Here is a 25,031-nt window from a genome sequence, read left to right as displayed (position 1 = left end):
TAGCCTATTTTTAAAGGAGTTATTTTTATGCAATCTGCTGCACAAAACAGGGATTATTCAGAAGTCCAGGTTTCTAACAATGAATCAGAGCAATTAAGAAGAAGCTTAAAATCACGTCACCTTACCATGATTTCATTAGGTGGGACCATTGGTACTGGTCTATTTCTTGCCAGTGGCGGTGCCATTCATAGTGCTGGTCCTGGTGGCGCAATTCTTTCATATCTCGTAATAGGTGTCATGGTTTACTTTTTAATGCAGAGCTTGGCAGAAATGGGCGCTTATATGCCGGTTGCTGGGAGCTTTAGCACGTATGCAACAAAATTTGTTGATCCATCATTAGGTTTTGCACTTGGGTGGAACTACTGGTATAACTGGGCTATCACAATTGCCGCTGAGCTTTCAGCTGTAACCATGATAATGAAATTCTGGTTTCCACATACACCTTCTTTATTGTGGAGCAGTATCTTTTTGGTGATTATGTTCTTGTTAAATTATCTTTCTGTTAAAGGCTTTGGCGAAGCAGAATATTGGTTCTCATTAATTAAGGTCGTTACAGTCATCATTTTTATCATTGCCGGTACTTTAATGATTTTTGGAATCCTGGGTGACCACGCAGTAGGGTTCAAGAATCTAACGATTGGTGATGCACCCTTCCACGGCGGTTTTATGACCATGCTTGGTATATTTATGGCGGCAGGTTTCTCCTTCCAAGGCACTGAACTTCTTGGGGTTGCTGCTGGTGAAACGGATGATCCCAAAAAGGCCATTCCTCGTGCCGTTAAATCAGTATTTTGGCGCATTTTATTATTCTATGTATTAGCTATTTTGGTCATCGGTCTTCTTATTCCATATACTAACGAAAATTTGGCCAATGGTGATGTATCGGTAAGCCCGTTTACCCTTGTATTTCAAAAGGCAGGAATCGCATTTGCAGCATCTGTTATGAATGCCGTTATCTTAACTGCCGTATTATCCGCGGGTAATTCAGGGATGTACGCATCTACAAGAATGCTATGGGATTTGGCTCGCGAAGGAAAAGCTCCAAAATTTTTAGCAAAATTAAATAAAAATGGTGTTCCTATCAATGCATTAATTGCCACAACTTTAGTAGGAACATTAGCGTTTCTTGCCTCATTTTTCGGTGATGGTACAGTTTATGTCTGGTTATTAAATGCTTCCGGGATGTCAGGGTTTATCGCTTGGCTTGGAATCGCGATTTGCCATTATCGTTTTAGAAGAGCATATGTGGCCCAAGGAAGAGATTTAAATGAGTTACCATTTAGAGCAAAGTTATTCCCATTTGGTCCGCTCTTCGCATTCGCAGTATGTGCCTTCGTTGTCCTTGGTCAGAACTATTCTGCTTTTACGGGTGATCATATCGATTGGAATGGTGTAATGGTATCATATATTGGATTACCTCTATTTTTGGTTGTTTGGTTAGGCTATAAATTTACCAAGAAATCCAAGTTAATCCCGTTAGAGCAGTGTGATTTAGCTGTTGAACCAGATGTGGATATGTAAAACAACAATAATGACAAGTGGCTCCGAGATCCGGAGCCATTTTTTAATGCCAAAAAAGACCAACCTAGAGCGGGTTGGTCTTACCTCTGGTTTATTAAAATTCTGCATTACCTGGAGTTCTTGGGAATGGAATGACGTCACGAATATTGGTCATTCCTGTTAGATACATAATCAGGCGTTCGAAGCCTAAGCCGTATCCTGAATGCTTTGTCCCGCCGTATTTTCTTAATTCAAGGTACCACCAGTAATCCTCTTCAGTCATGCCGAGTTCTTTAATTTTGCCGGCAAGAATCTCTTCCCTTTCCTCACGTTGGCTTCCGCCGATTAATTCGCCAATTCCAGGGACCAGTAAGTCTGTGGCAGCAACTGTTCTATTATCTTCATTTAATCGCATATAGAATGCTTTAATTTCTTTAGGATAATCTGTTACAAAGACCGGTTTTTGGAACACTTTTTCACATAAGTAGCGTTCATGTTCTGTCTGTAAATCTAATCCCCATTCTACCGGGTAACCAAAATTCTCACCTGACTTTTTCAATAATTCAATGGCTTCTGAATACGTAACTCGTCCAAAGTCGGAGGTATGGGCATTATTTAACCGGTCTAATAAACCCTTTTCAACAAAGCTATTAAAGAAGTCCATTTCTTCTGGAGCCTGTTCTAACACATAGCCAATTACGTACTTAACCATTTCTTCTGCTAAGTCCATGATGTCTGGCAGTTCTGCAAATGCCACTTCCGGTTCAATCATCCAGAACTCCGCTGCATGTCTAGCAGTATTGGAATTTTCCGCTCTAAAAGTTGGTCCAAAGGTATAAACATTTCGGAACGCCAAAGCGAATGCCTCTGCAGAAAGTTGGCCGCTCACAGTTAGGTTTGTTTCATTGCCAAAGAAATCTTTCGTTGCATCCGTTTTTCCTTCCTCATTTTTCGGTGGGTTGTCCAAATCAAGAGTGGTGACTCGGAACATTTCCCCTGCACCTTCCGTGTCGCTTCCAGTGATAATTGGCGAGTGAACATATACAAAGCCTTTATCTTGGAAGAATTTATGAATGGCATAGGAAGCAAGAGAACGAACCCTGAATACAGCAGCAAAGGTATTGGTTCTTGGTCTTAAGTGAGCAATTGTGCGTAAGTATTCAAAGGTATGTCGTTTTTTCTGCAACGGATATTCCGCTGATGAAGTCCCTTCAATGGAGATACTAGTCGCCTTAATTTCAAATGGCTGCTTAGCTTGAGGAGTGTGGATGAAGTCCCCCTCCACTTTAATTGAAGAACTAATGGAAAGTTTGGCAATTTCCTTATAATTGTCTAACTGATCATCAAATACAATTTGGACACTCTTAAAAAAGCTTCCGTCATTTAATTCAATGAATCCGAATGTTTTGGAATCACGAATGGTACGGATCCATCCAGAAATTTGTACTTTTTGATCAATATAACTTTCCGTATTTCTGTACAAATCTTTGATTACGGTTTGTTTCATTTCTGTTCCTCCTAAATCTTATGTAAAGGTTTCACATCGCTAAGGGAGTTTCCTTCCTAAGCTGATGCTGCTCATGACATAAAAAGCCTCCCATCCCTATGGGACGAAAGGCTCCCCTATTGTTTAACGCTGTCTCATATCCCTATCATATTATATAAAAACCATCATAAATAAGCAATATTCAACAGTTTTTCCAAAATAACATTGTAAAAAGTTAGAATTTTTCGTAAATTATTAAAAAAACAGAAGGAATATAACAAATATTGGTCGAATGTTATAGTGTATAAAACAAAAGTTCGATTCATAAAGCCAGGAGAGTGATTTTGTTGGACAAAATAACCTGTATTGCCTACCTTCTATATGAATCATCTGTGAATGCCGACACCAAAGAAAAGGCCATTCAATTATTAAATGGCGATATAACCATTCGTGATTTAAAAAGAAATAGACTTTTACAAGCCAATGTGACCCTTGCAGAATCATTGTTTAAAAAAAATAAATTGGACAAGTCCCTTGTTCAGCAATTTGCAGAACAATTTATGTTAGTCGAAAACTAATTGGCTTCCAAAATTGGAGGCCAGTTTTTCAACATTTTCTTACAAAAAATCCCTCTTCCTTATGAAATTATCACTGTGATATAATGTAAAAACCCTAATAACTCCCAAACAATTCTTGCACCCAAAGGTATCCTTTTAGAAGCACTAACTTGAGTATCCCTCTCCCAAGAATTTCAGATAACACTGTTTTAACCATTACAATTGAAAGATAGGTGATTTATTATGGTACAAGTAGAAGTAACCATTCATTTTGAAGGTAGAAAGTATTTAACCAATGTCATTACTGATCGCGAGACTTCAAATGAAGAAATAATGAGATTGGCTTATGAGCAGGTAGAAAAGCAATGGAAGAAGTAAATATAGGAAAAAAGGCTGTTTGATCACAAGGTGAATCTAACAGCCTTTTATTAAGTTTAGTTATCTATTTCATAGGTATTCCTTGAAACCCGCTCCATTAAAGGACTCATTCCGTTTGTCGCAAACAAATGCAATTCATGCATAGCCCTCGTACAAACTGTATAAAATAGCTTCCGTTCCCCTTCACTTCGATATTGCGAAATATCGTATACAATGACTGCATCGAATTCAATACCTTTCGCTAAATAGGATGGGATGACTAATACCCCTTGCTCGTAGGAAAGAGTTCCCTTTTCAATCAAATGAATGGAGACCTTCCCTTTTAGGGTTTCATACGCCTGCTTACTTTCTTCAGCAGTCCTGCAAATAATGGCAATGGTCTTATATCCCTCTTGATGCAAATCATGAATTTTATGAAGTGTGTGGTTGTTTATCAAGTCAGGATTACTAAAAGTGACTAATGGTTTTCTCCCTAACCGATTAAATGGCTCAATCTGCTCTCCGCCTTCAATGATCCCTTTGGAGAATTCTACAATCTCCTTCGTAGAACGGTAGGTTTTTGTCAAAATAACGGTCTCTGCTTCTTTTTCTTCGATAGCAAGATCCGTAAGTACTGTTTGGGATCCCGTAGCACCAGAATAGATTGCTTGATTAAAATCTCCCAATAGCGTTATTTTACTGTAAGGGAATAACTTTTGAATAAAGGCAAATTGAATTGGCGTATAGTCCTGTGCCTCATCAATGAAAATATGACGAACTCCCGTATTGGTTTTCCGTCCCTCAATGAGATGTTGAAGATAAACATAGGGTGTAGCATCCTCATAAGGAATTGTTAGTGACTTAAGCTGTTCCACTGTTTGCGTACGAATTTCTTCCCAATTAGTTGGCAACCTATAATCTTTATGATTCTGTTCAAAAAAATGAATATACATTTCCGACATATCGATAAATTTTAATCCTTTTACAGCAACAAACAACGGTTTAAATCGATCTTTTACCACCTTTTCCGCCAAAAACTTTTGTTCCTGTTCAAAATCATCGAATGAATGTTCCGAGTATCGTTTGTTTGCTTGAAGTTTCTTAAATGCTTCTAAATAATCTTCTTTCTCTAAAAACTGTATCTCCTCTTCTACCCAGTCTCTGGACATTTGCCGTTTCACCCATTTTTTCAATTCCCGTCTCAGCCATTCCTGAACAAGCTGAATCCTATTTGGAATAGTAAGATGGTGATCTAAATTGTAAAAATAATTCCTAATTTCTCTTTCAGAAATTAATGTTTCCCCTCTAAAGTTCAGATTCTTAAACCGCATTCCTTTAGTTGCCAGTTCTTCTGCATATTGATCAATCATTTCCATGTAAGCAACTCCGGCTTTGAATCGAATTCCTGTAATCCTGACCATCTTGGCCTCTTCATTTTGTTCCTTTAACAAATATTCCATTTGCGCAAAGGGATCCTCCACGTTAAATTCTCTCCCTAAACGTTGATGTAAATATTCCTGAAAAGTCGTTTGCTGCATATTTTCCTCACCCAACTCAGGAAGAACCGTAGCCACATAACTGTTAAACAAAGGGTTTGGAGAAAATAACAGGATATTTTCCGACTTTAATGTTCCTCTGTAACGATATAATAGATAGGCAACCCGTTGCATCGCAGCAGAAGTCTTGCCACTGCCCGCGACACCTTGAACAATCAGTAAATTACTGCGTTCATTCCTAATGATCATATTTTGTTCACGTTGAATGGTTGCTACAATACTCTTCATCTGGTTACTGGCATTATTTCCCAGGACCTCCTGAAGCATTTCATCCCCAATGGTGACACCTGTATCAAACATGCCTTTTATTTCAGAGGACCTAATAATAAATTGCCGTTTTAGTGTCATTTCTCCATTAATCGTACCATCAGGAATTTGGTATTTTGCGGGACCTGGGGGATAATCATAATACAGACTAGAAATGGGCGCCCGCCAGTCATATATCAAGAAGTTTTCTTCTTGTTCATCCATTAATGAGGAAATTCCCAAATAAACTTGTTCTGGCGCAGCTTCCCCTTCTTCCAAAAAATCAATCCGACCAAAATAAGGGGAGTATTTTAATCTTGCTAACGTCCTCAGTTGCCGGTCCAATTGATGATGCGTTCTCTCACGTTCTGAAAGTAATTCTGCCTGCTGCTTAATGCTTGCTGCCGTTTCGATCACATCATCAGGTTCATCCATATTAACGGTAACATCCTGCCAAAATGTTTTACGCAATTCAAGGACATCCAAGCCGACTGTACCAGCATTTTTATCTAGCTTTTTTGATTTGTTATCAATCGCTTTTACAACCAAGTCAACCCGTTCCTGTTCCAATTGCCAATCCTTATTCTGTACGTCACTCATAAAAACACTCCCCAGAAAAAAATTTGGTTGTTGATGTTGACAACCGGCATACTCTTGTGCTAAAATTAAAGTAGGGATATACTAAATAAATTTATGAATTCACCTATATACCAATATTCATTTTAACATGTTCCTTCTTTTCTTACAAGTTTCTTTTACTTACATCATCAAACGCCTAATTGGCGTTTTTTTATTTTCCCCTCAAACTTTAATACCCTTATAGTATATTAATTATCTCGAAAAAAATTTATAAGTAACCATTGACAAAAGTTCGGTCAATCTACTATAATTTATCTCGAAGTAAGTTATTTTGAATTTGAGATAAATGATTTCAAAACAAAAGGGAGAGATTTTAAATGACAAATACAAAATGGGCACTTGATACAGTACACAGCAGTGTAGATTTTTCCGTTCGCCATATGATGATCGCTAACGTAAAAGGAACTTTCAATAGCTTTAATGCAACCATTGAGGCGGATCCTACTGATTTAACTACTGCTAACATTGATTTCACAGTAGAAACTGCAAGCGTAGATACACGCAATAAGGACCGTGATGCTCACCTAGTTTCTGGTGATTTCTTTGATTCAGAGAATCATCCAAATTTGACGTTTAAAGCATCTAAAATTGAAAAAACGGATGATGGTGAATATAACGTAACGGGTGACCTTACCCTTCGCGGCATAACAAAGCAAGAAACTTTTGCTGTTACTTTTGAAGGTCAAGGAAAAGACCCTTGGGGAAATGAAAAAGTAGGTTTCAGTGCAATGGGTTCTATTAACCGCTCTGATTACGGTTTAGTTTGGAATGCCGCCTTAGAAACAGGTGGAGTTTTAGTCGGCGACAAAGTAAAAATCAACATGCAAATTCAAGCAGCAAAAGCTTAATCATGATTGAAAAGCCAGGCATTTAGTAAAAGCTGCCTGGCCTTTTTATTGTCCCTCTTCCAATCGTTATCTACATCTTCATATAACATAGTTACTTTTTATGACATTATTTTATTCAACAATAATTGATAATTCCCCCTAATAAAGCGCAAAAAAATTGATAAAATAGGACTTTCCGTATAGGAAAGTATGTGTTTTTGTCAGAAAAATAGGAATATTTTAAGTTGATATATTTCAATTTTCGAAATATTATATAACTTGCAACAGAATTCTTTTAAGGGGGAATTTTATTGAAAAAACTATTAAAAACTGGTCTTACCACAGCTGTAATTGCCGGAACCTTATTCGGCGGCTTCCCTGGCAGCTATATGAACACAGCTAAGGGTGAAGTTCTGTCGAAAAGTCCAAGCTTCGTTTCACAGTCTCATAGTTCACTAGACCTAGCAATTGTAAATGAGGACAAGTTGCTTCAATCCTTAGTGAATCGCGGTGTGATTGCCAAAAATGCTACCGAGGCAGAAAAACAAAAAGCTTTACATAATTACCTTGTCCTAAAGGGGAAACAATCCAAATCTACAGAAACCGATCCTATTGCCGTAAAAGTGAAAAAGGCCGAAACTGAAAAACAGAATAAATTTAAGGATTTCAATAATGGCCTTCTAAAAGGTAAAGGTAATAAGTATGGACAATTAAAAGGGAATCCAGATTCTGTAAAGGAAGGGCCATCCCCTGGCGTTCAGAAAAAAGGGAAACTATTAACCTTAATGGTCGAGTACTCCGATTTCCCTCATAATAACATTAAGCCAGGTGAAACGGATAACTATTATAAGGATTATACACCTGAGCACTATGAAAAAATGATTTTCGGGAACAAAGGTGAATTTAAAGGACCGAATGGCGAAGACCAAGTATCCCAAAAGCAATTTTATGAAGAACAATCAGGCGGTACGTATACGATTGAAGGTAAAGCCTATGGCTGGTTAAAGGTTCCAGGAACTGCATCCTTCTATGGTGCAGACAAATCCACTGGTGGTCATGATAATGTGACGCCTGGCGGAGCGAAACAATTGATAAAAGATACTCTTATTGCAGCTAAAGAGGCTGGAGTTCCACTTCAAGATTACGACTTAGAAGATCCACATGATTTAGATGGTGACGGCAACTTCTGGGAGCCGGATGGCCTTGTTGACCACCTTCAAATCATCCACTCTGGAATGGGCCAAGAAGCCGGTGGCGGTTCCCTCGGTGATAATGCCATTTGGTCACATCGTTCAGCTGTATTCTATGATCCAGATGGTCTGGGAGAAGGATTACCAGGATTCTATGATTATACGGTAATGCCTGAAGATGGTGCTACTGGTGTATTCGCGCATGAATATGGCCATGACCTAGGACTTCCTGATGAATACGATACACAGTATTCTGGAACAGGAGAAGCAATTGGTTACTGGTCTATTATGGCTAGCGGTTCTTGGGCAGGTAAAATTCCTGGGGCCGAACCAACTGGATTTTCTCCATTTGCCAAACAATACTTCCAATCTACTCTTGGTGGAAAATGGACAGCTCCTACTGTTGTTGAATGGGATGATGTATCAACTAAAGGCACTCAGTTCCTCGTTGACCAAGCGAATTCACCACTTGGCCAAAACAATCAGGCGATCCGCGTCAACCTGCCACAAAAGAAAACACCAGTAAACACACCAACTGGTAGTTTTGAATATTGGGGCGGACAACAGGATGAAATGGATACCAATATGGTAACTGATGTCGATTTAACTGGTAAAACTGCAGCAACATTAACATTTGACGCTTGGTATGATATAGAAGAGCAATGGGATTTTGCTTTTGTTCAGGTTTCAACTGATAATGGCGCCACATGGAAATCTCTAGGAAATTCCCATACACGCTCGGATGTTGTTGATGAGGGCTATCCTACTATTATTAACTCCATGCCAGGATTCACAGGTAACTCTAAAGGATGGCAGCCACAGTCTTTCGATCTTTCTGAGTACAAAGGCCAAAAAATCAAGCTGCGTCTACGCTATGCCACTGACTGGGGCAGCTCTTACATCGGCTTCTTTGCTGATAACATCAAGGTCGTTGCCGACGGTCAAACATTAGTGGATGATGGCGCTGAAAATACGACTTCTGCCTTTACGTTAAATGGCTTTACTAAGATGGATGGTAATAAGTTAACTGATCACTATTACCTGCTTGAATGGCGTAATCAAAAAGGGGTTGACCAAGGACTAGCCCATATTAAACGTGGTGAATCCCTAATGAGCTATGATGGTGGATTAGTAGTTTGGTATGTTGATGACAGCTTTACGGATAACTGGACAGGTATACACCCTGGGGATGGTTTCCTTGGCGTTGTTGATGCTCACTTGGGCGGTGATCTTCTATGGAATCTTGCGACCGGCACGACTGCTGAAGCAAGCACTCGTTTCCATGTCGCCGATGCTGCGTTTGGTTTGAATCCAACTTCAGGATTAAATATCAATTATCCTGGCCTTCAAACTTTAACTTCTTCAAGTCTGCCAGCTGTTTCACTATTTGATGATTCAAAATCCTACCTCAATACCTTTATGCCGGATGCCGGACGTAATCTTGAGAACTTTGGACTCAAGGTTCGTGTAAATGGTCAGTCGAAAGACAAATCTGTTGGTTCGATTGTGATTTATAAGTAATTTAGTTATACTCCTTACCAATTAAACAAAGAATTATTAAATGTATAGCTTAGTGATTTTCTACCATACAATGCCTATGCTTCAGAAGAAAAGTATCCAATAAAACCTAAAATTGCTTTATTGTTACTATTAGTAATCCTTCTTCTGGTACATGGTATATTAATAGACACCCAATTTATCAAAGACTGTCCTTATATACAGTGGGATTTTCGCCCATATTTCTGTGGTTAACAGGCGAATTAGGACCTTTGATAACAATTGGGTGTCTTTTTTTTGTAAAAGTGAACAATAAAACAATAATATTTTTATATGGTATATGGATTTTTTCTACTGTGTTGTTGTTTATTTGTGAAAAGTTGTCCGTATCTTGCGGTATTTCTCAATAGATACCGGCAGTTTTATCTATTTCTTCTTTAAACCTTTCAAAAAAAATCTTTACACTCTCAGCTTAACTTACAATTTATCGTTTACTTAGGCCAAGATATGACCGCCTTCTACATGTAGAACCGTTCCAGTTACGAAACTATTTTGTATCAAGTATAGTACACTTTTTGCTACATCTTCAGTTCTTCCTATCCGTTTCACAGGAAGTTTGTTTGCTACCGAAGCATAGAAATGATTACGAGTTTCTTCTAGCATATTGCTTCTGGAAGGTGTATCAATTATTCCTGGTGAAACGATGTTAACTCGAAGCGGAGCAAGCTCTAAAGCCAAAGTCTTGCCTAGATTCGAAACGGCAGCATTGACTGCACCTAGTATCGATGAACCATTCATAGACTTGTAGGCTACAACCCCAGAGAATAAGGTGATTGATCCATTTGGTGTAATTTTAGGAGCACCATATTTCGCCGCATAATACTGTCCCCAAAATTTATTTTCAAACAGTTGTCGGGCTTGGGTTGTATCTGTTTGGAGGAATGGTCCTCCGAATGTTTCTGCTGCGCTCACCACAAGATGATCAAACTGGCCTACCTTATCAAAGAAAGACTGAACCTGCTGTTCTTGTGTTATATCCAGAGTAAAAGTGGTAGCGCTAACTCCCAGTTGCTCTTTAGCATTCCGTAATTTATCTTCGGATCGGCTAGCAATGATTACTTCTGCCCCTTGGGCAATTATCTGCTTAGCTGATTCCAGTCCAATCCCAGAACTTCCACCGATAATGACAACTTTTTGGCCTCGTAACATATTTTTACCTCCCTATGGGTTACTTAATAGATTAAATATTCAATACCTCATTTAAATGTATATCAAGTTCGGTTACAAACTTTTCAATTTTCGGATTTTTGATTACATCATAACAAGTAAAACTCTTTAAGGGATTCATACCGAGGAATTTATGGACTCGATGTAAATGACTCAATGCATCTTCAAGGCTGTTCCCTTCAAAAAATTGGGTTGGATCGTTAAATGCTTTTTCAGGAGCATTCCAGGTAGTTGAAAACATATATTTCTTTTCAGTTAATAACCCGCCCTTTCCATACTGATCAGCGCCCTTAAAAAATAAGCCATAGGCAAAAACTTCATCCATATACGTCTTCAATATTCCAGGTACACTAAACCAATAAATAGGGGTCTGGTAAATGACAATATCAGCCCATAAAAATTTTTGTTGTTCTTCTTCGATTTTATATCCCTCTTGAATAATTGTTGTTTTTATTTTGTTCCTTTTACTTAACACATTGACCATCTTATCCATCAATGTGTGATTCAAATATCCTTCTGATGATTCATATTTCTGATGACCGTTAATAATAAGTATTTTTTTCATCCCTTTTCCAGCTCCTTTATTTTGTAATCTTTAAATGTTGATTTCTCGTACCACTCTGACCACCTCCTCATTATTACCATCAATAATTGGCTTATCGATATTATATATACAGTAAATTCATTTATGGAAGTAGTGATATTTATTTCATAAAGTTTCTCAAAGTATACCTTTGTGGTATCATAAGGAAAATCAGTTAAAAAAATATAAAGGAGGATGCTTCAGATGAGTGTGGTTGAGCCGGTCTTGCTAACCAAAGGAACACCAGGTGAGCAATGCCCCATTGCTAAAACGCTTGATGTAATCGGAACTAAATGGACCTTTTTAATTATTCGGGATCTCCTTATCGAAGGAACGATGCGATTCAGCGACCTATTGAAATCACTGAATGGAATCAGCCCGAAAACACTTTCACTCCGACTCAAGGAACTAGAAGATCATGGGATATTGATAAGAAAGGTATTTCCAGAGGTTCCCCCTCGTGTGGAATATACTTTAACGGAAAAAGGAAAACGATTGGAAAGTATTTTCATTGAATTAAAAAGATTTGGATTAAATTTATAAAAGATTTAATAATGTTCATTCTTTAAATTTGAGTGAATTCATTATGATCGCTATCTTAGGGAACTGCCGTGTCAGCATGGTCGGTAATTTTTAACAGAAGAATGTTAAGATTTCGAGGATGTGGAAGTTCAAGTTAAAAACGTGGCTTTAGGGAGAATTTGTTTATGAAAAGGCTCTGTTAAACTGGGCTGTTGATTTGCGCTCCAGGTGCTTCGCTTTCCGTGGGTGTTCCGGCGAGCCTCCTCGGCACTTGCGCCTGCGGGGTCTCTCCAGAACCGTACTCCCACAGGACGTTGATTTTCTTCCTAGAATTCGCACTCGCACGAAGGAAATGCGTTAGCATTTTCGAGGAGTCTTCGCACCTTCCGCTACAATCAACAGAGTGTAAAAAATCAACACAGTTCTTTAACACAGCCTATGAAAAAATAAACAAGTCACTTAAAGGTATCTTATTACCTACAAGTGACCTGTTTTTACACTTTGGTTACCTTATAATTAATTCTTTTGCTAATTATGTGGCAATCTCATCTAATAATTCGGGTTTTGACCTTTCAACTCTAATTCGTAACGTTTTTTTGCAGGTGGGTTTAAATTCGGCTATCATCTTCAAGGCTGTATCATAACCCTAGTACCATTAGACACCATATTTGCCAGCTGAAGGACATCCCGATTAAACATCCTGATGCACCCATGGGATACTGCTTTCCCTATTGAACTCGGGTCATTGGTCCCATGGATACCGTACCCCTGCTTCGAAAGTGACATCCATAATACGCCAAATGGCCCCCCTGGGTGGTATTGACGATTAACGATGACAAATTCGCCAACCGGAGTCCCAGTGAGCATTTTTCCTACGGCAATTGGAAAAATTTTAACCAACTTTCCGCTATTATAAAGAGTCAGTCTTCTTTTTCCAACTGATACTTGAATAGAAAAGGGAATGGTATTCGGTTCGGGGATTCCGGGAATTTGAATTTTTTGGCCTGCAAATAAATGGCCATGGCCTAGTCCGGGATTTGCCGCATATAGCCGGCGCAGGCTAACACGATAATCCGCCGAGATTGTGGCAAGTGTTTCACCTGGTTTTACAGTATGAATCAAGTTGATCCCGCCTTTTTTCATTAGCTTATGCCTGCAAAAGCTGTCCGGTCCTTTATGCAAAAAATTTGACCGCAATCAATAGTTGATTGCGGCCAAATTTTTAGTGAATTTCTATATGTTTTTGTTCCATTTTAGGAGTTACTTTTGGACAATTTAGTGTGAGTATTCCATTTTCAAAAACAGCTTCAACAGTTTCCTCATTAATATCTTTCACATAGAACCGACGTACAAATTCTCCGTAATGTCTTTCCTGACGAATAAAATTTTCTTTATCCTCTTTTACATGTGATTCTCGCTGTGCTGAAATAGTCAGGTAATGTTGATCGTACTCTACTTTAATATCCTCTTTGTCAAATCCAGGCAGTTCTGCCTCAATTACATAATGGTCTCCGGCGTCTTTAATATCAGTACGGAATAAATGAGTATCGCTTCGGACTGGAGCAAAGAAATTATCGCTGAAGAAATCAGTAAATGAATCCCACATATCTGTGCTTACGTCCTTGGCCTTTTTGAATGGAAATAAGCTGTTCATTGATGATTCCTCCTTTACTTTACTATGATTTATTACAATTTAATTTTAACTCGCAACTAATTAACTGTCAATTTTTTACATTTTCTCATCATTTTCGCTATAATTATCAAAATTACTATTAAGACAGTAATAATTTCCATTATTCCATTCGAAAAAGTGGCGACATGTCTTCTCTTTTAAAATGGATATAAAAATAATCGTTGCTTTTAGCATCATATCGATAATCTTTTTTCCATTCCTCGATATTTTCTACTATTTCCTTAATAGCCTGAACAAACAGTAGAATTTCCTCATTTGTCATGATCGGATGCAGTGAAAATCGTACCCACCCCGGTTTCGTTGAAAAATCACCCTGGTCAATTTGATCGGTAATTTGTTTGGACTTGTTCTTATCGATATGGAAGAGGTAATGACCATATGTCCCAGCACAGGAACAGCCTCCCCTGACTTGGAAGCCGAAACGGTCATTTAACAGACGAACGATTAAATTGTAATGAATATTGTCTACATAAAAAGATACGATTCCTAAGCGCTTCGTCTGATTTTCTTCTAATAGGTGAAGTCCTGGGATTGTTTTCAACATAGGCAGCAGTATGGATATTTGTTGTTTCTCCCTTTTTACGATATTCTCGATGCCCATTTGTTCTTTTAATTGAATGCAAAGTGCAGTTCGTATTGCTTGTAAAATCCCTGGAGTTCCCCCATCCTCACGAATTTCGATATTTGGATAATAATGATGTTCGCCCCATGGATTTGTCCATGTAACAGTCCCACCTCCAGGGTGATCGGGAACTTTATTTCCGTATAATTTAGAGTCAAACACCAAAACACCGCTCGTCCCGGGTCCTCCTAAAAATTTATGTGGTGAAAAAACAATCGCATCCAATTTTTCCAGCGGGTCTTTTGGGTGCATATTTATGTTGATATAGGGGGCTGATGCCGCAAAATCTATAAAGCATACCCCACCGTGTTGGTGCATGATTTTGGCTAATTGATGATAGGGAGTTTGAATACCTGTAACATTCGAGCAGGCAGTAAAAGACCCAATTTTTATTGTACGGTCTTGGTATTGCTCTAATAAGTTTTTCAAGTGGTTTAAATCAACCAACCCATTTTGATCTGCCTGAATCATTTCTACATCCACCATTGACTCACACCATGAAGTCTGATTAGAATGGTGTTCCATATGGGTTATAAAGACAATAGGTCTTTCCGTCACAGGTACAGTGCATTTATCTTTATATTTTTCATGTAGTTTAAATCCTAATATCCTCTGAAATTTATTCATAACAGAAGTCATTCCGAATCCATCAAATAAAACGACATCAGTCGGATGGGCATTGACATGATCTTTAATGATGTTTTTTGCCTGTTGATACATACCCGTCATCATTAAGCTGGTTACATTCGATTCAGTATGGGTATTAGCCATAAATGGTCCAAAAACCTCGGAAATTTTCTGCTCGATAGGGCGATACAGCCTTCCGCTGGCTGTCCAATCTGCATAAATGATCTTTTTCTTGCCATAGGGAGTAATATACTCCTGATTCATTCCAATCACATGTGATCGGAAGGTTTTGAAATAGGTCTCCAAATCGTCTGGAATACGATAAGTCTTACCACCGATACTAGCTGTTATCATTTCCATTTCCACCTCACCTGGAAATCTTTCCAATTAATATATGCATCGACTTTTTCCATGGGTCAGTTTTGCAGGATAGATTGTGACAATTATGAAAATATTAAAATATTTTTATTGACTGAATTCCTATTAATTTGTTAACATTTGTTTAATTCAATAAAGCAGTCGATGAAGGCTATGGGTGACACTATAGCTGGAGAGGCTTCTGGAGAGATCGTAAAAGAGTTTACGGCGCCGAAGGATTCACAATCTCAGGCAAAAGGACAGGAGAGAATGTTGTGCATAACCACTTGCGCACTCTTCTTACTTGAGATTGGAGTTGATCCAATCTCTTTTATTTATATTTTATGAGGTGAAAAAATGGAACTACGAAGAGCAGTAGTAAGTGTAATTGGAATGGACAAGGTTGGGATCATCTCGCGTGTCACAACCGTATTAGCAGAAAACAATATGAACATTCTTGACATCAGTCAAACCATTTTACAGGATTTTTTTACAATGATGATGATCATTGATGTTTCAGGGAATGACAATTTAAATAAAGTGCGGGACGAATTAGCTTTAATTGGTGAAGACATGGGCTTAAAAATCCACCTTCAATTAGAGGAAATATTCCAAGCAATGCACAGAATTTAATGAGGAGCGATCGTAGGATGTCAATTGCAATGGATGAGATTTTGCAAACCATTCGAATGGTGCAAATGGAAAACCTAGATATTCGGACTGTTACAATGGGGATTAGTTTACGAGATTGTGCAGATTCCGATTTTGAAAAAATGAATTTGCAAGTGTATGAGAAAATCACCACATACGCTAAGAATCTTAAAAGTGTTGCGGTAGAAGTGGAAAAAGAATTTGGGATTCCCATTATCAATAAACGAATTTCCATCACCCCGATTGCCGAAATTCTTGGTAACGCAACTGTAGATCAAACCGTAGAGCTTGCTAAAACATTGGATAAAGCTGCTAAACAATTGGGTGTAGATTTTATTGGCGGGTTCTCGGCCCTTGTTCATAAAGGACAATCAAAAGGCGATCATACTTTGCTTCAAGCATTGCCGAGGGCTCTTAGTGTTACAGAGAGAGTATGCTCTTCCGTTTCAGTTGCCACTACAAGAACCGGGATTAATATGGATGCTGTCAGAGAATTGGGGTTCATCATCAAAGAAGCAGCTGAACTAACAGCGGATCAAAATGGAATTGCCTGCGCCAAGCTTGTAGTCTTCAGTAATCCGGTTGAAGATAATCCATTTATGGCAGGAGCGTTTCATGGAGCTGGTGAGGGTGAAGCGGTGATCAATGTTGGTGTCAGTGGTCCTGGTGTAGTATTGAATGCTCTAAAACGTTATCCCGATGCAGATTTAGGTGAAGTATCCGATATTATTAAAAAAACGGTCTTTAAGATAACCCGTGCTGGTGAGTTAATTGGCCGTGTAGTTGCTGAGCGCCTTGGCATCCCATTTGGTATTATGGATTTGTCATTGGCCCCTACAAATGCGGTCAACGATAGTGTTGCTGAGATTCTCGAAGAAATTGGATTGGAACGGGTCGGTACCCATGGAACCATTGCCGCCTTAGCACTAATGAATGATGCTGTAAAAAAAGGTGGAGCCATGGCCAGTTCTTATGTCGGCGGTTTAAGCGGGGCATTTATTCCTGTCAGTGAAGATAATGGGATGATTCGAGGAATTACCGAAGGAGCCTTGACACTGTCGAAACTTGAAGCAATGACTTGTGTGTGTTCAGTCGGTCTAGACATGATCGCATTAACAGGAGATGCTTCCCCTGCCACTCTATCCGCTATAATTGCTGATGAAGCTGCAATTGGTATGATTAATAAGAAAACCACTGCTGTAAGGGTCATACCAGTTCCCGGAAAAAAAGAAGGGGAAATGGTGGAATTCGGAGGTCTCCTTGGACGTGCCCCGGTTTTGGGTGTCAACACTTTTAGCTCCCAAAAAATGATTTCCCGAGGCGGGAGAATTCCAGCACCTCTTCAAGCCTTGATCAACTAAGAAAAGAACCTGTGCCCCTTCAATAATGGCACAGGTTCTTTCTTTTACATAACTATAAGAACGATGGTTTTCTCAACGAGCAATGAGAACCTTCGGCATGAAGCTCTGGTGAGAATTCTGCCAGTTTTTTAATGAAATAGCAAGTTTCTGGAAAATGATGTTCTATAAAGCGCAATGTTGTTTTATTGAGGATCCAGTCATTTTTGTATTTTTCCATTACTGATTTAATGTACAAATTCATTTGGATCACGGTTCGTCCTACTTCTAACGCCAACTCTCTTTGCCGTGGAAACCCTTGTTCGGTAAATCTTAAATACCCTTTCATATGATGATTCTGAAGGATGTACATTTGAAACTTCTGTGTATAAAAATCCCCCATCTTTTCAACCGATAATTCAATTGGATCAATCACATTTTTTAGTAAGATAATGTGACCTAGCTGGTCCTCCAACCATAAATCAAACAACTGATCTAAACGAAGCGGCACAGGGGTCTGTCCATTGGCATAATAGGTAAGCTGACGCAAATATTCTTGATTCTCACTCAATGTGCCATTTAAATACGTCGGAGATAAATTTAAATTGATTTCGTTCTTGATCCGTAAATTTTGCATACGGCCTTCAAATCGAAAATATGCATAAGCCGTTGCATAAGCTTGGCTAGCAAAGGTCATTTGTTCATTATCGCTGACATCCATTGTTGGAGGTAACTGCTGAAGATTTTGCAGCAAAACGGCAAAAGTCTGAACAAAGTTTTGAGCTTCAGCCATTGCTTTCTCCTCTTCTACCGCCAAATGGTCCCGCACAAATATCGCATGATCCTGTAAAATTTCCAACCAAAACAAATGCTCCTCCCACACACTTATACTTCCGTTCATCCCATCCCCCTCCCTTTATTAAGAACATATTCGTATTTAAACGAAAATATTGTCATATTAAATAAAAAAACGATTACCTTGTCAGTGGTAACCGTTAGGACCTTCAACGATCTTTATAAAATCTTCTAACCTTGTTGAATTTTTTATATACGTTCTGGGTAGTAGATAGTGTTCATCACTGCTGCCTGATTTTACATAGGGTCCAGGTGTAGTCGTCATACCGAATAAATAATATTTTTTTGTTTCCTTTATAGTTCTATCATTAAAATTTCCATACGGATAGGAAACGGCAATCACAGGTTTACCAGTTATTTTCTCAATGTTTCCTTTTGAATCCTTTAATTCATGGATAAAATCAGTTATCTTGGTTAGGTCAGGGTGGGTGGCAGTATGGGATTGGATCGATATCATACCCGAATCTGCCAGCTTCTTCAAGTCAGCCTTCGATAATCGATTGGGTCGATCAATAAAATCAGAAATCACAAAAAATGTCCCTGAGGGTTTAAATTTGTTATTTTGTATTTTTTTTAAAATAGTATAAACGTTGAGATTATTTTTATAACCATCATCAAACGTTAGAAAAATCGGCTTATTGACTGTGTATTGTTGCTCCCAATTCTCAAAGGTTAGCGGAGTAAATCCATGCTCTCGCAAGTATAACATTTGTGTTTCAAATTGTTCTGGAGATACATAAAGTTCCTTCATTCCATGGCCAGAATATTGATCAACGGAATGATAGATTAACATAGGTATCGATTTTTCTGCAGAAACCATTACAGGAAAAAGAAAAGTAAACAAACAAAGCAAAAATAAATGCCTTTTCATGATATCCCCCCTTTTCCTTATAGCTTCCCCCTTCAAACAAGATATTATATCAATACTCGACTTGTTTTTCATAATAGTGGTAAACTATTCAAAGAAAATAAAAAGAAGGAGCTCTGTAATGACTGATTATAAATGTTTATTTTTAGATGTGGATGGAACCATTCTTACACCGGACAATACCATTCAATCCTCAACGAGGGATGCGATTGCCCAGGTTCAAAATAAGGGAGTGGAGGTTTTTCTGTCTACAGGCAGACCACTGCACGAAATCGATGAACTGGCAAAAGAATTAAACATACAATCATTTGTTGGCTATAATGGTGCTTATGCTAAATATAAAGGTAAGGATCTCTATCAAGAATCAATGGACCCGGAAATTATCGAGCAATTCCTTAAGATTGCAAAAGAGCATAACCATAAAGCTGTTTTATTTACCGATTCAGCTAATTTCTTCACAGAAATGGATTCACCAACCGTAAAGGAATTCATAGAAGTGTTTCATCTAACCAAAAATGAAGTATATTCCCGCCAAAAAGAACGGAATATTCTCGGAATGACCCTTATGAATCTAAAGGAAACCGACCCGGAACTTTATCAACCTACACCCGGATTCCACCTGTCACAAGTCAACATCGCCAACATGTTGCATTGTTATGATGTCATTATGGATAAAATCAATAAAGGATATGGCATTCAAATGGTGTTAAAACATCTAGGACTAAGTAAGGAAGTTGCGATTGCTTTTGGAGATGGGATGAATGATAAGGAAATGCTGCATAGTGTAGGAGAAGGCTTTGCCATGGGGAACGGCCACCCCGATCTTTTCCAATATGCCAAGCATAGAACTACTGCCGTAACAGATTCAGGTATATTTAATGGCTTGAAATCACTCGGATTAGTGGAATAAAAAACGAAGTGCAGAGTCCGCTCTGCACTTTTCTTATATTTTAGTAAAAATGATACCCAACAAGGCAGTTAAAACACCAATTACTTGATAATTTCTTAATTTCTCTTTAAATAAAATAATTCCTGCAAACACAACCACCAGACAATTCAAACTGACAATTGGGAAAACAATACTCGCTGTTCCAGTTTGCAGTGCATAAAAATAGCTGCTATAACCCAATAAACTAATCAAGCCAACCAATATTCCAACCTTAACCTCAGTTACTTTCCACTCTTCCGGCTTGTTCACACTACAGATTCCTAAATATAAACTACCCCCTCCATACATGGATATGAGAATATCTAATGAACTAATATGTAATAAAGAGGTTGTTTTCATTAAGATCCCTAATAAGCCAAATGAGAAGATGGATAGGATGACTCGGAGAATCCAAGGTCGATAGTTCATGATCTTGGTAGAACCAGGTGAATATTGGATCAAAATGGCTGAACCCATCATAAAAACAATTCCTAGCCATTGAATGGCTGAAATATGTTCATGAAAAATAATTCCTGCAGTTAGGATAGGGAAAATCGTATTGGTCCCTATTAATGGCGATGTCAAGCTTGCCGGGCCATTCTCAAAAGCTTTAGACATTTGGATATTCCCATTTGCATTTAAAACCCCGATAATTCCACCCAATATGATCGTCATGAGGGAAATATGCATCTCATGAAAAATACCATATCCAAGCGAAAGTAAAAATGCGGTGAAATAAAAGAATAGTTGAATATGTATCTTCGATAACTGATGTGCTGTGCTCCACTTAAAGATGGTATTGTTCATTCCAAAACAAACCATGGTGATAAAGGCTGCGACAATCCACATGATGATCCTTCTTTCGTTTTTTGTGTCCCTAAAAAATCATAAACCTACTTTCTACTAATCTCAATCATTTTTTCAAAATTATCATTTTTTTGCAGGAATATGTTGTTATTTCATGGTTTCCGTCTTGTTTTGATAGCTTTTGTCAAGCAGCAGGAAAATGGGATACCCGTTGGTGAATACTTATTTTAAAAGGGGTATCTTCCTATAGAAATAGAAAGGAATGATCAAATTTGGCTGCTTATACATTAAAAGAAGTGTCAAAAAAAATAAATGTTAATTCCGGATTAATCCGTCAATGGGAGAAAGAATTTGCTGAATTATTGAATTTCCCTCGCTCTAAACAAGGTGCGAGAATTTACACCGATCTGGAGGTTGATTATTTACTGGAAATAAAGACTCTCCACTCGCAAAAGCTGGGAAAAGAAATCATAAGGCAAACACTGCAGCAGAAATCAGAACCTCCCTCTGATTTGATATCAGAAGATCGGGAAGAAATTTATGTACCCTTTAATGTTCCGGAAAGTTTCTCAGAAGATAAAATGAACTCTAACGACCTTTCGGTAAACCTTGTAACTGAAACTGTTCCAGAGGTAATTGAAATAGAAGAAAAGACACCGAATGTTAATCAATTTTTCGAAGCCCTTGATACTTATACAAAAAATTTTTTAGATGAAGTAAAAGAAGAAATTCGAACGGTTGTACGTAAAGAATTATTAGAAGACGTAAAAAAGGAAATTAAAAATGGTACATTAACGACCGTAAAATCCTTATCTGATTCCATCTACAAGTCAACCGCCAATACCAAAGCTGACATTGAAGAGCTAACGGAAACGTTCGAATCGGCATCTAAGCTGAATGCAGACCGTTTAAAATATTTATCTGACAGTATTAAGAATGTGTCAATTGAAACATATGATGAAATATCCACCCTTTCAAAGCAAATCGCCGAAACAACTGAGGATTTAACAAACTACATTGAAAACACCAATTTTGAACTTTCTCATTTATCCGAGGCGATTATTCATGATCGCGAATTTTTCATGGAAGAGCGTGAACAATACCTACATGAAGTCCAGCAACGTGAGATTGCTTTCCAACAAATGCTCACTAATTTCAGAGAGGTCGCGGGAGCTAAAGAAAAGAAGTGGTGGAAATTTTGGAATTAATAGTTTACAAGGAAACCTTACTGTCACTCGGGTATTTTGATTTTTTTCATGGGGGGATGAAGCATGAATTCAAGTGAAGTAGCCAAGTTGTTGGGAGTGTCTGTAAGTACCATTCAAAGATGGGTAAAACAACTTGAATTACCAATGGAACGTAACGAACGGGGCCATTATCTATTTAAAGAAGAAGATATTCATATGTTAAAAGAAATTCATGACCAACTGCAAAATGGTGTTCTGTTACAAGATATCACACCTGTTAAAGATAAGAAGCAAACCCGAAAAGGTACTGTCAAAACGGCCGAAAATGATCAAGCCATGGACATGTTGAATGAAAGAGTAAAAGTGTTGGAACAGGGACTTCATACAAAGGCCGATTCGGTTGCTTCCTATCAATTATTGCAGCACCGTCGGGAACTTGAAGAATTACAAGAGCTGGTAAGTCATATGTCCAAACAAATCGAACAGCTTCAGACCGAAATAAATATGTTAAAAAAGCCCGACCAGCCTGAGAAACCATATGTATTAGATCACGGAAAAGTGAAAAGAAAGAAGAAGAACTTTGTTAGTACTTTGTTTGGTTTCTAATAAATAAAGTATGACCGAACTTCTGAGGTTCGGTCATACTTATAGATGTTCTTTTATGCTTCCCTCGTTTTTTTCTCCATTTCAAATAGATCCCCAACAAAGGAAATCTCGTAAATAGAAACAGCAATTTCCCCGCTTGGAATTTTAAGAGCTATTTTTTCGCCCTTTTCTTTTAAAAGTAACTGCCTTCCTACAGGTGACAGGAACGAAATCAGCCCTTGATCTGGATCTGAGGCATCCGGAAAACAAATTACATAATCCTCCGTTTCATCGTCATCATCATATTTAATGGTAACCTTCGTACCTATAAAAACCTTTGGAAAAACAGTAATAATGCTCTTTTTATGATTTCGCTTCAGTAATTCTTCTACCTCTAAAGCATACAGATTAAAGAAGTGTTTCATTCGTTCTTGAACCGGCGTTGATGATAGGTACAAATTGGTTAATTCTTTGATGTTTTCATCAATAAACCCTAATTGCTGAAGAAAATATTCTCTTTTCGAACGTACACTATGGTTCATAGAAAATAGCCCCCCTACTAGGATCGAATTTCCTGCCAAATTTCATTAATTTTTTCATGATCGATTCCTCCTAAAAAAAAAATTGATCTTTCCAAGCTTAAGGACTGCTTTAAACAACTGGAAGATCTTGACACCATATTAACATATTGTTACAAAAAACTCCCAAATACAGTGTTTACAAGTTGAGCGTTACATTTAAAATTGCTCCTTAAATAGTGTTAAAATTAAGAAAATGACAATATATGAAATGAGGAGATGACGTTGAGCTTTGTCCGTGAGAAAATCAGTTCGAAGTTTTTTCTCTTCCTGATCCTTGCTTTTTTGTTAATCCATGTTCCTATTATCGGCAATTATATTAGAGTGATTGATACGTTGATTCATGAATCGGGGCATGCCTTTATGGCGTTGCTTGGAGGAAATGTCCAGACCATCTCGTTATTTTCTAATTCGGAAGGCGCTACTTTGAGCAATCAAACCACTTGGATTGGTAGCTTCTTTACCAGCTTAGCAGGGTACACATTTGCTTCATTCATGGCCTTCCTCGCGTTTTTACTAATTGGCAGGAGAAAGCAAATTTTATTGATTGATATTTTATTGGGCTTTATTTTTTGTAATTTAATCTTTTGGGTAAGAAATCCATATGGTATTTTTTGGCTTTGTTCCTTTGCAGCGGGGTTTCTATTTTTACTCATTAAAGGAACACCAGCCTTTAGGGATCATTTATTACTGCTGATCGCTTGCATTTTGCTTGTAGATTCTCTACAAAGTGCTTATGAAGTCATGTATTTAAGTATTTTTTACCCACAGGCTGCGGGTGATGCCGCAAATCTTGCCAATCTCACAAAAATAGTCCCAACACTAGCATGGGGAGTGTTATTTTTCCTTCAAGCGGTTTGTTTTTGCTATTACGGGTTGAAAAGGGGTTATTATAAATTGAGTTAATAAAGGTTGTTGCATGAACAAATTAATGGCTTCGTGAAGGTCGTTTTTCTTGTGGCTTCCACTGCTTTTGGCTTTCATACTGCCTATGAAAGACGTTTGTCTGGCGGGCCCCTCTTCTTTTGGCTTTCATTCCGCCTTTGAACGACGTTTGTCTGGTGGCTCCCTCTTCTTTTGGCTTTCATACCGCCTATGAAAGACGTTTGTCCGGTAGCTTCCACTTCTTTTGGCTTTCATTCCGCCTTTGAACGACGTTTGTCTGGTGGCTTCCACTTCTTTTGGCTTTCATACTGCCTATGAACGACGCTTGTCTGGCGGGCCCCTCTTCTTTTGGCTTTCATATCACCTATGAACGACGCTTGTCTGGCGGCCCCCTCTTCTTTTGGCTTTCATACCACCTTTGAATGACATCTTTCTTACAACTTCACCAAGTTCTTCTTTCATAGTACTGATGAAAGGATTTTTCCAAATTTAAAAAACGCATTAGAATTCAATTAGAATTCCGATGCGTTTTTTCGTTTTACCTATTGCTTCCTATTAGTGAAACCGTTACTAAACAAGAATTCCGTTATTTTTTTCGCAAATCTTTTTGTGTTTCTTCACTGCGAATATTAACTTCCTTTGACAATTCTGTCTCCTGCTTCAAGTTATTTGGGTATTTATTTTTACGTTCACGGTTGTCATTTCGGTTTGTCATCAAAATACCTCCCTTCCTGCATGAAGATTATTTTGTACAAGAAAAGGGTATTTCATAACGGATTAAAGCCATTATTTTCATTAAGATGATAAACGGATTGACAACAAACTCGCTGTTTTTTAAAATACACAAATTTGAGGAAGTCAATT

At 38.1% G+C, this 25,031-nt stretch carries 24 protein-coding genes and 1 riboswitch; of the genes, 12 read left to right on the top strand and 12 right to left on the bottom strand.

What is annotated here, in order from left to right; translation table 11 throughout:
- Positions 1–27 precede the first annotated feature (27 nt).
- The gene (locus tag ACI3K6_RS17380; RefSeq protein WP_435555832.1) at positions 28–1,521 is read left to right on the top strand and encodes an amino acid permease; all 1,494 of its coding nucleotides are present in this window, start codon (positions 28–30) and stop codon (positions 1,519–1,521) included.
- 94 nt (positions 1,522–1,615) lie between these two features.
- Here ACI3K6_RS17380 and asnS read toward each other — a convergent pair whose 3' ends face one another.
- The gene (asnS, locus tag ACI3K6_RS17375; RefSeq protein ID WP_435555831.1) at positions 1,616–3,007 is read right to left on the bottom strand and encodes an asparagine--tRNA ligase; all 1,392 of its coding nucleotides are present in this window, start codon (positions 3,005–3,007) and stop codon (positions 1,616–1,618) included.
- Between the two features lie 326 nt (positions 3,008–3,333).
- Here asnS and ACI3K6_RS17370 point away from each other — a divergent pair, with 326 nt between their 5' ends.
- Together ACI3K6_RS17370 and ACI3K6_RS17365 are read left to right on the top strand one after the other, a co-directional pair.
- Entirely contained in the window at positions 3,334–3,564 is a 231-nt protein-coding gene (locus ACI3K6_RS17370; RefSeq protein ID WP_335475177.1) for a hypothetical protein, read from the top strand.
- A gap of 222 nt (positions 3,565–3,786) precedes the next feature.
- On the top strand, positions 3,787–3,921 hold the full coding sequence (locus tag ACI3K6_RS17365) for a BA3454 family stress response protein (RefSeq protein WP_335475175.1): 135 nt from the start codon (positions 3,787–3,789) through the stop codon (positions 3,919–3,921).
- A 56-nt stretch (positions 3,922–3,977) separates the two neighbouring features.
- Here the strand turns inward: ACI3K6_RS17365 and helD are convergent, their stop codons facing one another.
- A complete protein-coding gene (helD, locus tag ACI3K6_RS17360) occupies positions 3,978–6,302 on the bottom strand; it encodes an RNA polymerase recycling motor HelD (protein ID WP_435555830.1) in 2,325 nt (774 codons plus the stop codon).
- Between the two features lie 356 nt (positions 6,303–6,658).
- On the opposite strand from helD, the gene ACI3K6_RS17355 reads away from it, so the two are divergent.
- Positions 6,659–7,189 (top strand): YceI family protein, encoded by a 531-nt coding sequence (locus ACI3K6_RS17355; protein ID WP_435555829.1) that lies wholly within the window; start codon positions 6,659–6,661, stop codon positions 7,187–7,189.
- A gap of 290 nt (positions 7,190–7,479) precedes the next feature.
- Entirely contained in the window at positions 7,480–9,879 is a 2,400-nt protein-coding gene (locus ACI3K6_RS17350) for an immune inhibitor A domain-containing protein (protein WP_435555828.1), read from the top strand.
- Between the two features lie 471 nt (positions 9,880–10,350).
- Here ACI3K6_RS17350 and ACI3K6_RS17345 read toward each other — a convergent pair whose 3' ends face one another.
- Both ACI3K6_RS17345 and ACI3K6_RS17340 read right to left on the bottom strand, forming a co-directional pair.
- Positions 10,351–11,064, bottom strand: coding sequence for an SDR family oxidoreductase (locus ACI3K6_RS17345; RefSeq protein WP_435555827.1), 714 nt, complete (start codon positions 11,062–11,064; stop codon positions 10,351–10,353).
- 31 nt (positions 11,065–11,095) lie between these two features.
- Positions 11,096–11,647 carry an NAD(P)H-dependent oxidoreductase gene (locus ACI3K6_RS17340; RefSeq protein ID WP_435555826.1) on the bottom strand — a complete coding sequence of 184 codons (552 nt, stop codon included), beginning with the start codon at positions 11,645–11,647 and terminating at the stop codon, positions 11,096–11,098.
- 222 nt (positions 11,648–11,869) lie between these two features.
- On the opposite strand from ACI3K6_RS17340, the gene ACI3K6_RS17335 reads away from it, so the two are divergent.
- Positions 11,870–12,208 carry a winged helix-turn-helix transcriptional regulator gene (locus ACI3K6_RS17335; protein WP_435555825.1) on the top strand — a complete coding sequence of 113 codons (339 nt, stop codon included), beginning with the start codon at positions 11,870–11,872 and terminating at the stop codon, positions 12,206–12,208.
- 606 nt (positions 12,209–12,814) lie between these two features.
- Here the strand turns inward: ACI3K6_RS17335 and ACI3K6_RS17330 are convergent.
- From ACI3K6_RS17330 to ACI3K6_RS17320, 3 genes are all read right to left on the bottom strand, one after another.
- On the bottom strand, positions 12,815–13,330 hold the full coding sequence (locus ACI3K6_RS17330; protein ID WP_435555824.1) for a L,D-transpeptidase family protein: 516 nt from the start codon (positions 13,328–13,330) through the stop codon (positions 12,815–12,817).
- A 79-nt stretch (positions 13,331–13,409) separates the two neighbouring features.
- A complete protein-coding gene (locus ACI3K6_RS17325) occupies positions 13,410–13,841 on the bottom strand; it encodes an Hsp20/alpha crystallin family protein (protein ID WP_435555823.1) in 432 nt (143 codons plus the stop codon).
- 139 nt (positions 13,842–13,980) lie between these two features.
- Positions 13,981–15,483 (bottom strand): aminotransferase class V-fold PLP-dependent enzyme, encoded by a 1,503-nt coding sequence (locus ACI3K6_RS17320; RefSeq protein WP_435555822.1) that lies wholly within the window; start codon positions 15,481–15,483, stop codon positions 13,981–13,983.
- A 195-nt stretch (positions 15,484–15,678) separates the two neighbouring features.
- Positions 15,679–15,760, top strand: a riboswitch (glycine riboswitch).
- Positions 15,761–15,843: 83 nt separating this feature from the next.
- On the opposite strand from ACI3K6_RS17320, the gene ACI3K6_RS17315 reads away from it, so the two are divergent.
- The gene (locus tag ACI3K6_RS17315; RefSeq protein WP_435555821.1) at positions 15,844–16,119 is read left to right on the top strand and encodes an ACT domain-containing protein; all 276 of its coding nucleotides are present in this window, start codon (positions 15,844–15,846) and stop codon (positions 16,117–16,119) included.
- 17 nt (positions 16,120–16,136) lie between these two features.
- A complete protein-coding gene (locus tag ACI3K6_RS17310; protein ID WP_435555820.1) occupies positions 16,137–17,498 on the top strand; it encodes a PFL family protein in 1,362 nt (453 codons plus the stop codon).
- A gap of 52 nt (positions 17,499–17,550) precedes the next feature.
- Here the strand turns inward: ACI3K6_RS17310 and ACI3K6_RS17305 are convergent, their stop codons facing one another.
- Together ACI3K6_RS17305 and ACI3K6_RS17300 are read right to left on the bottom strand one after the other, a co-directional pair.
- A complete protein-coding gene (locus ACI3K6_RS17305; protein ID WP_435555819.1) occupies positions 17,551–18,375 on the bottom strand; it encodes a DUF2935 domain-containing protein in 825 nt (274 codons plus the stop codon).
- 81 nt (positions 18,376–18,456) lie between these two features.
- Positions 18,457–19,200: a polysaccharide deacetylase family protein gene (locus tag ACI3K6_RS17300; RefSeq protein WP_435555818.1), complete on the bottom strand. Its 744-nt coding sequence runs from the start codon at positions 19,198–19,200 to the stop codon at positions 18,457–18,459.
- 118 nt (positions 19,201–19,318) lie between these two features.
- On the opposite strand from ACI3K6_RS17300, the gene ACI3K6_RS17295 reads away from it, so the two are divergent.
- Positions 19,319–20,107 carry an HAD family hydrolase gene (locus ACI3K6_RS17295; protein ID WP_435555817.1) on the top strand — a complete coding sequence of 263 codons (789 nt, stop codon included), beginning with the start codon at positions 19,319–19,321 and terminating at the stop codon, positions 20,105–20,107.
- A 33-nt stretch (positions 20,108–20,140) separates the two neighbouring features.
- Here ACI3K6_RS17295 and ACI3K6_RS17290 read toward each other — a convergent pair whose 3' ends face one another.
- The gene (locus ACI3K6_RS17290) at positions 20,141–20,974 is read right to left on the bottom strand and encodes an EamA family transporter (RefSeq protein ID WP_335475143.1); all 834 of its coding nucleotides are present in this window, start codon (positions 20,972–20,974) and stop codon (positions 20,141–20,143) included.
- A 230-nt stretch (positions 20,975–21,204) separates the two neighbouring features.
- Here ACI3K6_RS17290 and ACI3K6_RS17285 point away from each other — a divergent pair, with 230 nt between their 5' ends.
- The gene (locus tag ACI3K6_RS17285) at positions 21,205–22,140 is read left to right on the top strand and encodes a MerR family transcriptional regulator (RefSeq protein WP_435555816.1); all 936 of its coding nucleotides are present in this window, start codon (positions 21,205–21,207) and stop codon (positions 22,138–22,140) included.
- 63 nt (positions 22,141–22,203) lie between these two features.
- Positions 22,204–22,725 carry a MerR family transcriptional regulator gene (locus tag ACI3K6_RS17280; protein WP_335475139.1) on the top strand — a complete coding sequence of 174 codons (522 nt, stop codon included), beginning with the start codon at positions 22,204–22,206 and terminating at the stop codon, positions 22,723–22,725.
- 53 nt (positions 22,726–22,778) lie between these two features.
- Here the strand turns inward: ACI3K6_RS17280 and ACI3K6_RS17275 are convergent, their stop codons facing one another.
- Positions 22,779–23,246: a GreA/GreB family elongation factor gene (locus ACI3K6_RS17275; RefSeq protein ID WP_435555815.1), complete on the bottom strand. Its 468-nt coding sequence runs from the start codon at positions 23,244–23,246 to the stop codon at positions 22,779–22,781.
- 255 nt (positions 23,247–23,501) lie between these two features.
- Here ACI3K6_RS17275 and ACI3K6_RS17270 point away from each other — a divergent pair, with 255 nt between their 5' ends.
- A complete protein-coding gene (locus tag ACI3K6_RS17270) occupies positions 23,502–24,188 on the top strand; it encodes a M50 family metallopeptidase (RefSeq protein WP_435555814.1) in 687 nt (228 codons plus the stop codon).
- A gap of 565 nt (positions 24,189–24,753) precedes the next feature.
- On the opposite strand, the gene ACI3K6_RS17265 is transcribed toward ACI3K6_RS17270, so the two are convergent.
- On the bottom strand, positions 24,754–24,882 hold the full coding sequence (locus ACI3K6_RS17265; protein WP_435555813.1) for a hypothetical protein: 129 nt from the start codon (positions 24,880–24,882) through the stop codon (positions 24,754–24,756).
- Positions 24,883–25,031: the final 149 nt, after the last annotated feature.

Source organism: Neobacillus solisequens, from assembly GCF_051233465.1.
Classification (GTDB): Bacteria; Bacillota; Bacilli; order Bacillales; family Cytobacillaceae; genus Neobacillus.
Note: the sequence above shows the minus strand (reverse complement) of the source record. Positions and strands in the feature narration are given on the sequence as shown.